The organism is Solitalea canadensis DSM 3403 (assembly GCF_000242635.2).
Taxonomy (GTDB): Bacteria; Bacteroidota; Bacteroidia; order Sphingobacteriales; family Sphingobacteriaceae; genus Solitalea; species Solitalea canadensis.
Genome location: NC_017770.1, coordinates 3,257,318 through 3,271,545, shown reverse-complemented (window position 1 = coordinate 3,271,545; position 14,228 = coordinate 3,257,318). Strand labels below are relative to the sequence as shown.

The following is a 14,228-nucleotide window of genomic DNA, read 5'->3' as shown; positions in this document are numbered from 1 at the left end:
AAATATGAAGACGAATAAAAAACTTAAATATATAGCCATCGCAGTTTCTTCGTTGATGATGGTTTCCTGCACCAACGAGTTTGCAGAAATAAACACTAACCCTGAAACTATACTTGATGTTTCTCCAGAAACATTTTTCACAAATGCTGTTATCGGTATCCATGAAAATAGCTTTGAGGCTTTCTATGATAACTATCGTCGTATAATGCCATGGATGCAATTACAAGTACCTATTACAGGTAATACGACCGATTTTATAACCAATTCAGGAAACATGAATTCCCGTTATGGAACCTTTTACGGAAATGTTGGGAATAATTTAACAAACCTGATTGTTTTGGTTGATAAAATGCCTCAGGATCAGCAAGGAAAATATGCTAACATGAAAGCTATTGCTGAGATTCTGAAAATCTACCAGGCATTTTATGTTTCGGATATTAACGGAAGCATTGCATATAATGAAGCTTTTCAAGTGCGTTATGGAGGAACTGATCAACCAAAATATGACACTCAGGAACAATTATTCAATGCATGGATCGATAGGCTTAAAGTACTATCAGCAACATTGAAAAACACCCCGGATGCAAATCAGGTTTCACTTGCAAAATTTGATCTTTATTACGGTGGCGATGCAGCTCGCTGGGCTAAAGCAGCTAGTGCACTTCGTTTGAAAATTGCGTTCAGATTGCAAAAACGTAATGAGCAAAAATTGAAGGATGTTGCTACCGAAGTTTTGAATTCAGGTGATTTATTTGCAGGAATTAATGAAGAGTGGGCATTTATTGGTGGGCCAGGCTTTACTTCACACGGAAATTACGATCCAACCGGCTTTGCTGGTTCAAAATCTATTATTGATTTTATGTGGGATAAAAAGGATCCACGTCTTGCCTTGTTCTTCCGCAAGAATGCTTATAGTCAAGAGAATTTTGACTTGGCAAAAGCGCAAGGTAAACTTCCTGCTGCAGCAGTGCGGAGCTCTCGCCAATATGTTGGCGCCGTTGCCAGTCCTGATGCAGTTTCGCAAAATCCAAGGTTATTTGCAAGCATCAGAATTGTAGATGCGAGTGGTGCAGATATCACTGTTGATACTTTATCTCGTGTTCAACAGCGCTTATGGCAATCTGAGTTTGAACGTAATGATAATGGAAGAACAACCTTCAATGTTATAACCTATGCTGAAGTTTGTTTCATGCGAGCTGAGTTATTACAGTTATATGGTATTGGTACTGGTTCTGCTAAAGAATGGTATGAGAAAGGTATCAGAGCTTCAGTTCAAAGTTATGATGCTATGGCGAAAACAGCAGGGATTCATAACTATGCTGCGGTTCAACCTGCTGATATAGACGCTTATCTTACAAGCACAGGTGTAGCATTTGATCCGGCAATTGCCATTCAGCAAATTCGAGTTCAAATGTTCTTGAATTACTTCAAACAACCAAATGAGGCTTGGGCATTATATAAGCGTACAGGTATGCCTAACAATAATACAGTTTTAGCATTTGAAATATTTAAATCGGATGGTATTGTTCAACAGATTCCGAGAAGAGCTCAGTTACCTGTTCCTGATGCCACTAGTAGAAACTATAACAACTATAAGTCAGCATTAGAAGAAATGCAAAAGGATCCTGGATTTGGCCAAGGTGCAAGTGACATGTTTGGTCGTGTTTGGTGGGACAAAAATTAATCAGCAAATTAAATTTTAGTATAGCCCATTTTGTGAACTAAATGGTTAATTATAAATGGTAGATTGACTGGATTGCCTCCACTTGTGGTGGAGGCAGAATCCAGTAATATGCAAACCAAATGTATGGTTCTAGAACCATAATGAAATACGATTGGAAAGCGGCAGGCTGGATGTTCGTTTACAGGATGTCGGCTTCCACCGCTACCAAATTCAGCAAAGCTTTATCAAATTGTACGTTAAGCTTGCCTATGAGATTTCTAATAAAGCTAAGGCAAATAGTACTGTCTCCCTTCTATTTATAACTTTTTTGTTTTCAACGAGAGCAAATTCTCAGACGAACTCCAATTCATACGATATTTTTATTAACCGTTGCTTCCGACTAATAGCCAGGAATTGAAAAAAAATCATTGATTTACCAATACAAGGATGATTTAAAGAAATCTTTGGGAGTTTGTCCGGTGAATAGACTGAAATCTTTTATAAAATGTGATTGATCAAAATAACCAGCTTCCAGTGAAGCTTCGGTTAGAGAAGGATAGGAAGGATATTTATTTATCAGGTTTCTTAATCGAATAATTGATGCGTACTGTTTTGGAGTAGAGCCAATCAATGCTCTGAATCTTTTTTCAAATGGGTCCTGACTAATATGTAGGGATGAAGCAAGTTCCTTTATCCGGATATTTCCATATTGTTGCCTGATTAATTGAGTTGCTTGAATAACCAATTGATCTTTCTTGTTAAATAAGAGCTTTTTCAATAAAAATGATGCAATAATCGTTATCCTGTGTTTGTTGGTTGGAGCTTCAGCTAATTGTTCTAATAAGTCATTTAATTGATTAACGGCAAACAAGTTTTCGGTCGATATGCTCAATTCAAATAACTCATGGGCAGGAATTTTTGAAAAGGCCTTGATTCCGCCTTCCTGAAAAATGACTAATAGGTTGGAGGTATGATAGGAATAAATAAACTGGCGGGATGATTTTCTTAATCCGGCAATGGCGCTTACTGGAAGAGAATCTTGTTGTTCGCCATCGATTTTTAACACATTACCTCTGAACCTGAATGAGAGAACAACTGATGTGTCGGGAATGGTTCGGCTACTGAATTCCAAACCACTTTCAATAAGAATAAACTCCTTTATATAAGGTATCAATACCTGTGATGGAGTATATTTTTCAATTTTCATTCAACAGTTGTTAACAGAAATAAAATTAGTAAAAAGCAGTTAAATGAGCGTTGTTGATAAGTGAAATCAAAAAGCCTTTCTGGTTTGAGAGGAAAAGTAGTAATTAATCTTCCTGAAAAAAAATGTTGTATACAATGTTGTTTCCTAAATTTAGGTGAGGACTTTATTGTATGAAGATAATAGCAGACAGCTTTAATGTCTTAATTATTTACGGGTATGCCATGTTAAAAGGCATCTCTTTAGGTGAACTTTTGACAGTAATCCTATTGGTTATACTTTGTGGTATAATTATTTACTTTATAGTACGCTTCATCATAACGATCGGGTCTAATGATGACATGACTGGGTGAGTGTAATACTTTAATTTGAACAAGTTTCCTGGCCATCTTCCCACTGTTAGCCAATGTAGCAATGATCAGCAAATGAAACAGGTTTAAACCGAAGGTTCGTATTTGTTTATAGCTTTTTTAACGCTTTTTGCAACTCACCATAAGTAGGAACTTGTTGCATTATGGAAGCTCTAAGTTGCGTCAATAAATAGGTTTCGGCTTGATAGAATTCAAATGCCGTAATTGCATTAGTGGAGTTTTTTATTTTATGATAATACGTTTCAATGCTTTTCTCCTGATCTTCACGATTAGCGAAATATTGAAGTGCTAATGAATCAGCTGTTTTAGGTGTCATGTTTTGATAAGCTTTGGCAGTTGCTTCATATAATTTAATCCTTTTTTTAATCGTATTCATATTGGCGCGTTGATACTCATCATAAATTTTCCAAAAATTAATGGAGTCTTTTCCGCTAACAGGAACTAGTTTACTTACAGCTTCCTTTTTTTGTACACCTAATAAATTAGCCATGGCTTCCGCCTCAGCATCTGATGTCTGGGCTTTTACAGTAAATGAAAGGAAAATACCCAACACAGTTAGTAGCGTAAATTTAGTTTTCATAGACTTTTCTATTTTGAGATGATTTAATTTACTAAAAAATAATTAGTAATTAATTGATCTGTTGATGTTTGAATTATTGTTGGGGAGGATATAAAGGGATCAGGTCCAAAATCTGTGGACTAAGCATATAATTTAGCCAGCCTGAAAAGGAAAAAATTCACATTTCCCACCCCTCTGTATTGAGCTCTGAACGCTTTGATCTTGGCATTGAACGATTCGGCCGAAGCATTGGTACTTTTGTTGTCGAAGTAGTTGAGTATGTGTTGGTGGTGATTAATAATTGTTCTGGAGAGGGTATTGAACGACTTGAATCCCGATTGTTCCACCAGTTCGTTCCATTTGGCCAATCTTGCAAAAGCATATAATTTATCTGTGGTAGTACTAAAGATCCAGGATAGTTTTTGAGTGAGTTCATAGGCTTTTCTTAGATCGGGGTATTTTTCAAATAACAGGCGGCCCTCTGGGCCTGTTCGGCAGTCCAGTTATCCTCTTTTTTATACAAGAGGTACCTGCTTCTGGCCAACAGTTGCTTGAGCGTATCTCCATTGGAGAGAACCGGAGGGCAGTAGGTTACTTGGGCTGTTTTAGCATCTTCTATTGCTTGATTTTCTGCATCGATTGCTTGCCAGCGGTATTTAATTCTTATCTCCTGCAAGGCTTCTGTGGCCAACTGCTGCACATGAAACCGATCGATCACCCGGGTGGCATTGGGAAAACACTTCTTGGCAATCAGGCTCATGTTGCCCGCCAGGTCCAGGGTTATTTCCTGTACCTTATTGCGTTGTTTCGGCGATAGCTTTTGCAACAAAGGGATGATCGTTTCCGATTTAGTGCCTTCCATAATGGCCACTAAAGTTCCTGCCTTCCCTTTTGCCTGTTTGTTGGTCACCACCGTATAGAGCTCTCCGTGAGAGAGCGAGGTTTCATCAATCGATAGAAAAGGTCCCATATTCTGTTCAAAAACAAGTCCCTTGCGAGCATTCTCTTTATGTTCCCAAAGGGAGTAGTCACTAAGCTTATCCCGATAATAGCGTTGCAGTTTTTTACCGCTAATGCCGTAAAATGAACCGATCGTTTGCAGGCTATGTGCCTTGGTATCGGCTGATAGCTTTTAAAAAAGCGGCAAAATCCTGGGTGATTCGCGTTCCCTTGGCCACCACCTCCCAGTTACGGAAAACCACTTTGTTGCTATCTAAATTCAGCCATCGGCGACGCTTCACGTGCAAGAACACCTCCCGGCCACGGAGGGGAAAATCCTGTAAAATCACTTCATCGAAAAAACCTTTGGATTGAAGCCGGTTGGACTGGTACTCCAGGGGAATACTATTGAGTTCTTCCAGGTAAATATGAATGGAGTTGGCCTGCGTTTTATGGTCAACCAGTTTGAAATAATCTGAAACACCTTCGGGAATAACCAAGTGAAGAAGGGCTTGAAAGGAATCGTGCATTATTCTTTTTTTGATCCACAAAAATCAGCTTTTAGCCTAAACTCCACAACTTTTGTTCCTGTTCCGAGATGGGTATAAAAAAGAAAAACGCAAACTGTTTAGGTTTGCGTTTTTAGTAGCCCGTAGGGGAATCGAACCCCTGTTTCAAGAATGAAAATCTTGCGTCCTAACCCCTAGACGAACGGGCCATTTATTGTTTTAATAGCTAATTTATCGTTAGTTAAAAAGCTAAAATTGGTAGCCCATAGGGGAATCGAACCCCTCTTTCTAGAATGAAAATCTAACGTCCTAACCGATAGACGAATGGGCCGTCGTTTTTTTAACGGACTGCAAAAATAAAAGAAAAATTATAGGATAAAAACTTTTTTTAAAAAATCGTTTTTACTCTTTAATAAGATATTTTTGAGCACCAATAAATCTAAAATAAACTGAAAATCACTTTAGGTTTTAATCTCTTTTAAGAGAATGGATCGCCATTATCAGTATAATCAACCCAATTCCGATAGCTATTTGGGAGTGGGACTAAATCCGTGTAATCCAACATGTATGAAAAAAATTAGAGTGGCAATAAACGGTTTCGGTCGTATTGGACGAGTGTTTTTGAGAAGAGCCTTGTTAAAAAACGAAATCGAAGTAGTTGCAATTAATGATTTAGCTGATGCTTCTACCATGGCGCATCTTTTTAAATATGACTCCATTCATCGCCGTTTCAACGGAGAAGTAAATGCAGATGAAAAGCACCTTATTATTAATGGTAATCCGATTAATATTTATAGGGAATGTGATCCTTCGCAACTTCCATGGAAGGAGTTAGAGATCGACATTGTCATTGAATCTACAGGCCGCTTTACTTCAAAAATAAATGCCGAAAAGCATTTGCTAGCAGGTGCAAAAAGGGTGATTATTTCGGCACCATCGCCAGATAAGGAAATTCCAACAGTTGTTTTAGGCATAAACGATCATATTCTTTCAACTGATGAACAGATTGTCTCAAATGCTTCATGCACTACAAACAACCTTGCTCCAATGATTAAAGTGCTGGACGATCTATGGGGTGTTGAAAGTGGATATATTACTACCGTTCATTCATATACCGGAGATCAGTCATTGCATGATGCTCCTCATAAAGATTTGAGAAGAGCACGTGCCGCAGCCCAATCAATTATTCCAACCACTACTGGCGCTGCAAAAGCAATTACTTCAATCTTTCCTCATTTAGAAGGTAAACTGGGAGGTGCGGGGGTGCGTGTGCCTGTTCCCAATGGTTCTTTAACGGATTTTACCTGTGTATTGAAGGTAATTCCTACAGTTGAAGAAATCAATGATGCTTTTTTAGCTGCTTCAAAGGGAAATTTAAATGGAGTGTTAGAGTATACTACTGATCCGATTGTTTCAGTAGACATTTTGGATAATTCATTCTCTTGTGTGTTTGACGCACAACTTACATCGGTTGTTGGAACCATGGTAAAAGTTGTTGGGTGGTATGATAATGAGTTTGGTTATTCAAGCCGTTTGGCCGAATTAGTGGTAAAATGGGCTGATTTACATTAAGTTTTAATGCACTGAATAATAGATTTTAAGAAAAAACTATCTAAATCTTCTTTCATCATAAAAAAACTATCAGGATTATCGTAATTTCGCAGCGCTCAGAATCTATCGGGGAGGGGTTCAAAGGGCATAATTTTAGTGCTCATACCATGGAAATCATTGACAATGAAAGGTTATTCAGCGTCGTGTTTTCCATATATAGTTAATTCAAAAAACATGAAGACAATTGACAATTTTAACTTTTCAGGAAAAAAGGCGTTGATCCGTGTCGATTTTAACGTCCCCCTAAACGACAACTTTGAAATAACTGACGACACTCGAATCCAGGAATCGGCTCCCACGATTAAGAAAATTTTGGCGGATGGCGGAATGCCAATCATCATGTCACATTTAGGTCGCCCTAAAGGTGCTGAAGAAAAATACTCATTAAAGCATGTAAAAGATCACGTGGCTAAAGTAATGGGTGCAGAGGTTGTATTTGCCGAAGATTGTGTAGGTGAAGCAGCTGAGAAAGCTTCTGCAGCATTAAAACCTGGCCAAATCTTATTACTTGAAAACCTTCGTTTCCATAAAGAAGAAGAAGATGGTGATGAAGCTTTTGCAGGCAAATTGGCAAAACTAGGTGATATTTATGTAAATGATGCTTTTGGTACAGCTCATCGTGCGCACGCTTCAACAGCTATTATTGCTAAATTTTTCCCTCAGGATAAATGTTTTGGTTATTTGATGGCTAAAGAAATTGTAGCCATTAATAAGGTATTAAAAGATGGTGAAAAACCGGTAACTGCTATTTTAGGTGGTTCAAAAGTATCTTCAAAAATTACCATCATTAATAAAATGCTAGATACCGTAAATAACATCATCATTGGTGGCGGTATGACCTATACTTTTGTTAAAGCTCAAGGCGGACAAGTTGGAGCTTCAATTTGCGAGGATGATAAAATGGAGCTTGCTCTTGACATCCTTAAACAGGCAAAAGAAAAAGGCGTTAACGTTTATCTTCCAATTGATGTTATTGCAGCAGATTCATTTGATAATAATGCTAAAACTCAGGTTGCAAATGTAGATGCGATTCCTGAAGGCTGGCAAGGTTTAGATGCTGGTCCAAAAACTTTAGCAAAATTCGCAGAAGTGGTAAAAGCATCGAAAACTATCTTATGGAATGGTCCTTTAGGTGTTTTTGAGTTTGAAAACTTCTCTGCCGGAACAAAGGCGTTAGGTGATGCAATTGCTGATGCAACTGCTGCCGGTGCATTTTCATTAGTAGGCGGTGGCGACTCAGTTGCTGCTGTTAAACAATTTGGTTATCAAAACAAAGTAAGCTATGTATCTACCGGCGGCGGCGCAATGCTTGAGTCGCTGGAGGGTAAGGAATTACCAGGTATAAAGGCAATTTTGGAATAATATTTAGTACGTAAGGAAAGCGGCGAAAAGGTCGTTTTCCTTATTTTTTTTGCACTGAATTTTTATATTATCTTAATATTAACAAATCGGAGCCTGTTAAAAAACAAGCTGTCTTATGTCGTTAAATTCAATTTTTCAATTTTTTGTTCCTAAAGACAAAAAATTCTTTCCTCTGTTTGAGCAAGCCACAGCCAACCTTACCAACATGTCAATTGTAATGATTGAGCTGGTAAATTCTAAAACTGTGGAAGAGCGTAATGCGCTGATTCGTAAAATCGAGGACCTCGAGCATGTTGGTGATGATGTTACTCATGCAATTTTAACTGAGCTTAGCCGCAATTTTATCACTCCTTTCGACCGTGAAGATATTCATGATCTTGCGTCGAAAATTGATGACGTTGCAGATTACTTAAATGGTTCAGCAAAAGATTTTCTTTTGTATGATATCATGGATTACTCACAATCAATTAAAGACCTTATTAATTTGATCCATGAAGGTGCGCAACAATTGCAAATTGCTGTAAGGGAGTTGCAAAACCTAAAAAATGTGAAGTTGATTCATGAAGCTATCGTTAAAATCCATAGCGTTGAAAACAAAGCTGACAATGTATTAGACCAAGCTCTGGCAGATTTGTTCAAACATGAAGAAGACGTGAAAGAATTGATCAAGATGAAAGAAGTACTTTCAATGTTGGAGTTAGCAACTGATAAGTGTGAAGATGCTGCCAACGTTATCTCATCAATTGTATTAAAGAATTCATAAACTTAACAGCGAAAAGCTTTTCGAATGACTCTGCTGATTATAATCATCGTTTTAGCCTTGATTTTTGATTTTATCAATGGCTTTCATGATGCCGCAAATTCTATTGCTACAATTGTCTCTACTAAAGTCCTTACGCCTGTTCAGGCGGTTATTTGGGCTGCCTTTTTTAACGTAATGGCATTTTGGATATTTGAACTTCATGTTGCTGATACCATTGCCAAAACCGTTAAAACTGACGCCATTTCCCTTGAAGTTATTTTTGCCGGATTATGCGCTGCTATCATCTGGAATTTAATTACATGGTGGATGGGAATTCCTTCCAGCTCTTCTCATACACTGATTGGAGGTTTTGCAGGTGCTGCAATTTCCCATGCTGGTTTTGGAGTTGTAAAAATGGATGTAGTTCTTCCAATTTTGTTGTTTATTGTTGCTGCTCCTGTTATTGGTATGCTGGTGTCCTATATTATTTCGGTAATAATGCTCTGGCTCAGCCGGAAAGGGAATCCCTACAAACTCAATAATACATTTAAAGGTTTGCAATTATTATCGTCCGCTTTATTCAGTTTAGGACATGGTGGTAATGATGCGCAAAAAGTAATGGGTATTATAGCCGCTGCTTTGGTAGTATACGCTAATCAACATCCCGACAGTGTGCCTCAATGGATGGAAGTAATTCGCGTGGGAGGTAAGATAAAACATATTCCATCATGGGTAGTGATGGGCTGTTACTCAGCGATTGGTTTTGGTACATTGTTCGGTGGCTGGAAAATCGTAAAAACGATGGGTACTAAGATTACCAAAATGTCGCCATTTGAGGGAGTTGCTGCCGAAACAGCAGGTGCAATTACCCTTTTTACCACCGCTGAATTGGGTATTCCTGTAAGTACTACTCATACTATTACCGGATCAATTATCGGTGTAGGTTTAACTAAACGTATTTCAGCTGTTCGCTGGGGTGTTACCATTAACCTGTTATGGGCCTGGTTGCTTACCATTCCTATCTCAGGCTTGTTTGCTGCCGGATTTTACTGGTTGTTAAAAGTATTTAGTATTGTAGCTAACTAATAGCTTCATTTCATAATTAAGAACAGTATTCTAAAAATAGATAGCTTATTTTTCGGGTACTGTTCTTTTCTGTTTTAGCTCTCCCACATTTCTCCACTTCATCCTGAAATCAGCCTGTTTGCATTAAAAATGAATGGGTAATAAATAGTTCTTCTATACTATAGTAATAAAAAAGACCTCGAATTAATATCAAAAATGTGGAAAATCTATGTTTTTGAAAGTCAGTGAATAAGCCTTTTTCTGTGGAAAACTTTTGTGGTAAAAAGTGGGAGTAAGTGGAAATTATCTCTACCTTTACATTGAAATACTGTACAAAAGTCAATAAATGATTCAATTTATCGGTGAATATGATTGCAAAATTGATCCCAAAGGGAGGGTTATGATCCCTGCTGGGCTTAAGAAGCAATTGCCTGAAGAGGCCGCTGATAAGTTTGTGATTAATAGAGGTTTTGAAAAGTGTTTAGTGCTTTACCCTTACAATGAGTGGCAAAAGATCAGTGCTGAGGTAAATAAGTTAAACCTTTATAATCAGAAGAATAGAAACTTTGCTCGTTATTTCTTCCGTGGAGCCACCGAATTATCGTTAGACGCCAACGGACGTATTTTATTGCCTAAGTCGCTATTAGAATATGCGGGAATAACTAATGACCTTGTATTGTTTCCTTACTCAAACCGTATTGAGGTTTGGTCGAAAGATGCTTATGATAATTTATTAAATGAAGAACCTGAAGATTTTGCAATGCTGGCAGAAGAAGTGATGGGTGGTGCAATAGGAGAAAGGAGTGAAGATGAGTTATCATAACCCCGTAATGTTGAAAGAGTGTTTGGATGGATTAAATATTGATCCAAACGGTGTATATGTGGATGTGACTTTTGGAGGAGGCGGACATTCAAAAGCTATTTTAGAGCGTTTGGATAAAGGTACTTTGATTTCTTTTGATCAGGATCCGGATGCTGCTAAAAATGCACCTGAGGATGACCGATTGATTTTTGTTGCTCAGAATTTTCGCTATCTGAAGAAATTCTGTAAGCTGAATGGTTTTAAACAGGTGGATGGAATATTAGCTGATTTAGGGGTTTCCTCTCATCAGTTTGATAGTGCCAAGAGAGGATTTTCAATTCGTTTTGATGCTGAATTGGATATGCGTATGGATCAGACTTCTGACCTAACTGCAAAGAAAGTGATAAATGAGTATGACGAGGCTGAACTACATCGAATTTTCGGGATGTATGGCGAGATTCATAATTCAAAGACACTTGCCAAAACGATTGTTGTAGCTCGCTTACGTGAGTCAATTAATACCATTGCGCAGCTAAAGGAAATTGTAAAACCATTGGTAAAGCGCGGCAAAGAGAATCAGTATTATGCGCAGTTGTTTCAGGCTGTTCGTATTGAAGTGAATCAGGAGTTGGAGGCTTTGCAAGAAATGCTAGAGCAATCGGCTGAAATATTAAAACCAGGAGGTCGCCTGGTAGTGATGTCTTATCATTCGTTAGAAGACCGGTTGGTTAAGAATTTTATTAATAAAGGTAAGTTTCGTGGAGAGGTGGAGAAGGATTTCTTTGGTAATGAAATAAAACCTTTTGAACAATTAACTCGCAAAGCAATTGTTCCAACAGAAGAAGAAATTAAAGAAAACAATCGTGCGCGCAGCGCCAAACTCAGAATAGGAGTGAAGTTATAGCATGAACGATCGGACTCAAAATACATTAAAAGAAGAACTGGAACCACGGATGAAGGAATCATCGAAGGAGCCTAAACAGCTTCCCCGAAATTTCTTTACCCTGCTGATGAAAGGTGAGTACTTATCACAGCAAACAGCAGTTTCATGGCTTCCCTACTTTATTTTTCTAGGCGGTATCGCTATGTTTTACATAACTAACCGTCATTTCGCCGAACGTAATGTTAGGGAAATAGATAAAGCAAATAAGGAACTGAAGGAGCTTCGCTGGGAATACATGACCAATAAAGCGGAATTGATGTTCCTGAGTAAGCAAACGGAAGTTGCTGAACGTGCAGAGAAACTTGGATTAAAAGAATCAACAGAACCACCTAAAAAGATAGTTGTAAAAAAGAATGAAAATTAAGACCGACATATTACTTCGTGTTTACGTAGCATATGCTGTTCTGTTTCTATTCGCTTTTGCTATCGTTTTCCGTATCTGGCAGTTGCAGTTTGTGCAAGGCAAGAAATGGGCACGCATGGCCGACAGTCTTACTACCAAATTTGTGAATGTGGAGGCTGTACGCGGTAGTATTTATTCAGAGGATGGCAGCTTAATAGCTACTTCCATGCCTGAATACGAAGTGCGTATGGATGTTAACGCTGATCCTATTACAGATGAAGTGTTTGGCGATAAGGTGGATTCCTTAAGCTATCGGTTGTCCAATCTTTTTAGAGATAAAACTTCTGCCGAATATACCCGTGCATTGAAGAAAGCGAGATCAGAAGGTCAACGCTATTTTTTGGTTCAACGTAAGGTCGATTATAATCAATTGAAGGAGCTGAAAACCTTCCCAATTTTTAATATGGGACGTTACAAAGGTGGCTTAATTGTTCTTCAAAAAAATAAACGAATTCTTCCATTTAAATTATTGGCTTCACGTACCATTGGGTATTACGTTCAGGATGTTAAGCCGGTAGGTTTAGAAGGTGCCTACAATGAATATATCTCAGGTAAAACGGGTAAACGGTTGATGCAACGTATTGCCGGTGGTGTCTGGATGCCTGTAAATGATGATGTGGAAATAGCACCTGTTGATGGCAGCGATATTATTTCAACTCTTAATGTAAATATTCAGGACGTTGCTCAAAATGCACTGTTAAAGCAACTAAAAGAGCAAAATGCAGCCAGTGGAACGGTAATATTAATGGAGGTTTCGACAGGAGAGATTAGGGCTATTGCCAATTTAATGCGTGTGGCTCCCGGGCAGTACGAAGAGAAATATAATACAGCAATTGGTGCGGCTACAGAGCCGGGTTCCACATTTAAGTTAGCTTCATTTTTAGTAGCGATTGAAGATAAGAAATTTGACCTGGATGATACCGTTGATGTGAGTAAAGGATATAGAGTATTTCGTGGACGTGTAATGAAGGATTCTCATACGCTGAAAGAGGGTAGGGTAACGATGAAAACCGTTTTCGAGCAGTCTTCCAATGTAGGAACTTCAGTTGCCATCTGGAAAGCATATAAGAATGATCCTGCTAAGTTTGTGGCTGGTTTGGAGCGATTGGGGTTGGGTAAACGTATGGGTTTACAAATTCCAGGAGAAGCCAGGCCTCATTTTAAGCATCCGGGTGATAAAGATTGGTATGGAACAACGTTACCTTGGTTGTCGATAGGCTATGAACAAACGATCACGCCCTTACAAACATTAACGCTTTATAATGCAATTGCCAACAATGGAACAATGGTGGCTCCAAAATTTGTAAAAGAGATCAGGTACTTAGGTAAAACAGTACAATCGTTTGATACCAAAGTATTGGCGGATAAGATCGTTTCTGACAGAACACTCGGAAAGGCTAAGGAACTGTTGGAGGCCGTTGTTCAGGAGGGTTCAGCTAAAGTGTTAAAAACATCTGTTTTTCCTATTGCGGGTAAAACAGGAACAGCTCAGATTGCGAATGGGAAATTGGGTTACAGAGGAAATTTGCGTTATCAGGCTTCATTCTGTGGATATTTTCCTGCTGATAATCCTAAATATTCAATGATCGTTTTGATCAATGAGCCAACCAATAAATTATACTATGGAGGGGCAGTTTCTGCTCCGGTATTTAAAGAAGTGGCCGATAAAGTATATGCAACTCAATTGGAAATTAATCCGGGTATCGAGAAGCAATACGTTAAAAATACGACCATGGTGCCTGTGGCTAAAGTGGGTTATCGTACAGAGACTGAATATATTTATAACAAGTTAGGTATTTCCATGAGTGGAAACACTAAAAGTACATGGATACATACTGCCAAATATGACAACGCTGTTAAGATGGCTGAAGTGGATGTACCAGAAAATGCAGTGCCTAACGTAATTGGAATGGGATTGCAGGATGCCATTTATTTATTGGAGAATGCTGGATTAAGAACAGTTGCAAGAGGAAAGGGTAGAGTTGTCGGACAATCAATTGCTGCCGGTGCCCAGATCATTAAAGGAAATACAATAGGATTAGAATTAAGATAGGC

The 14,228-nt window shown here is 38.4% G+C and carries 12 protein-coding genes, 2 tRNA genes and 1 pseudogene; 9 read left to right on the top strand and 6 right to left on the bottom strand.

Annotation, left to right across the window (positions count from 1 at the left end; all coding sequences use genetic code 11):
• Positions 1 to 4: 4 nt before the first annotated feature.
• Positions 5 to 1,684 carry a SusD/RagB family nutrient-binding outer membrane lipoprotein gene (locus tag SOLCA_RS13485; protein ID WP_042481323.1) on the top strand — a complete coding sequence of 560 codons (1,680 nt, stop codon included), beginning with the start codon at positions 5 to 7 and terminating at the stop codon, positions 1,682 to 1,684.
• Positions 1,685 to 2,096: 412 nt separating this feature from the next.
• Here SOLCA_RS13485 and SOLCA_RS13480 read toward each other — a convergent pair whose 3' ends face one another.
• From SOLCA_RS13480 to SOLCA_RS13455, 6 genes and pseudogenes are all read right to left on the bottom strand, one after another.
• Entirely contained in the window at positions 2,097 to 2,870 is a 774-nt protein-coding gene (locus SOLCA_RS13480; protein ID WP_014681011.1) for a helix-turn-helix domain-containing protein, read from the bottom strand.
• A gap of 456 nt (positions 2,871 to 3,326) precedes the next feature.
• A complete protein-coding gene (locus tag SOLCA_RS13475) occupies positions 3,327 to 3,818 on the bottom strand; it encodes a hypothetical protein (RefSeq protein WP_014681010.1) in 492 nt (163 codons plus the stop codon).
• A gap of 119 nt (positions 3,819 to 3,937) precedes the next feature.
• Positions 3,938 to 4,857 (bottom strand): annotated as a pseudogene (locus tag SOLCA_RS13470) (ISAon1 family transposase).
• 43 nt (positions 4,858 to 4,900) lie between these two features.
• Complete coding sequence (locus SOLCA_RS13465) at positions 4,901 to 5,266, bottom strand: ISAon1 family transposase N-terminal region protein (protein WP_042479065.1); 366 nt, start codon at positions 5,264 to 5,266, stop codon at positions 4,901 to 4,903.
• 116 nt (positions 5,267 to 5,382) lie between these two features.
• Positions 5,383 to 5,454, bottom strand: a tRNA-Glu gene (locus tag SOLCA_RS13460).
• A gap of 47 nt (positions 5,455 to 5,501) precedes the next feature.
• Positions 5,502 to 5,576 (bottom strand) — tRNA-Glu (locus SOLCA_RS13455).
• A gap of 245 nt (positions 5,577 to 5,821) precedes the next feature.
• Here SOLCA_RS13455 and gap point away from each other — a divergent pair.
• The 8 genes from gap to SOLCA_RS13415 all read left to right on the top strand — a co-directional run bounded on the left by gap (position 5,822) and on the right by SOLCA_RS13415 (position 14,226).
• Positions 5,822 to 6,817, top strand: coding sequence for a type I glyceraldehyde-3-phosphate dehydrogenase (gene gap / locus SOLCA_RS13450; RefSeq protein ID WP_174270032.1), 996 nt, complete (start codon positions 5,822 to 5,824; stop codon positions 6,815 to 6,817).
• Between the two features lie 213 nt (positions 6,818 to 7,030).
• Complete coding sequence (locus SOLCA_RS13445) at positions 7,031 to 8,218, top strand: phosphoglycerate kinase (protein ID WP_014681008.1); 1,188 nt, start codon at positions 7,031 to 7,033, stop codon at positions 8,216 to 8,218.
• A gap of 115 nt (positions 8,219 to 8,333) precedes the next feature.
• Positions 8,334 to 8,981: a DUF47 domain-containing protein gene (locus SOLCA_RS13440; RefSeq protein WP_014681007.1), complete on the top strand. Its 648-nt coding sequence runs from the start codon at positions 8,334 to 8,336 to the stop codon at positions 8,979 to 8,981.
• Positions 8,982 to 9,005: 24 nt separating this feature from the next.
• Complete coding sequence (locus tag SOLCA_RS13435) at positions 9,006 to 10,046, top strand: inorganic phosphate transporter (RefSeq protein WP_014681006.1); 1,041 nt, start codon at positions 9,006 to 9,008, stop codon at positions 10,044 to 10,046.
• A 325-nt stretch (positions 10,047 to 10,371) separates the two neighbouring features.
• Positions 10,372 to 10,848 (top strand): division/cell wall cluster transcriptional repressor MraZ, encoded by a 477-nt coding sequence (gene mraZ / locus SOLCA_RS13430; RefSeq protein WP_014681005.1) that lies wholly within the window; start codon positions 10,372 to 10,374, stop codon positions 10,846 to 10,848.
• Positions 10,835 to 11,731 carry a 16S rRNA (cytosine(1402)-N(4))-methyltransferase RsmH gene (gene rsmH, locus SOLCA_RS13425; protein ID WP_014681004.1) on the top strand — a complete coding sequence of 299 codons (897 nt, stop codon included), beginning with the start codon at positions 10,835 to 10,837 and terminating at the stop codon, positions 11,729 to 11,731. Before mraZ ends, rsmH begins: the two co-directional genes overlap by 14 nt.
• 1 nt (position 11,732) lies before the next feature.
• Complete coding sequence (locus tag SOLCA_RS13420; RefSeq protein WP_014681003.1) at positions 11,733 to 12,134, top strand: FtsL-like putative cell division protein; 402 nt, start codon at positions 11,733 to 11,735, stop codon at positions 12,132 to 12,134.
• On the top strand, positions 12,124 to 14,226 hold the full coding sequence (locus tag SOLCA_RS13415) for a penicillin-binding protein (protein WP_014681002.1): 2,103 nt from the start codon (positions 12,124 to 12,126) through the stop codon (positions 14,224 to 14,226). The genes SOLCA_RS13420 and SOLCA_RS13415 overlap by 11 nt, the downstream gene beginning before the upstream one ends.
• Positions 14,227 to 14,228 lie beyond the last annotated feature (2 nt).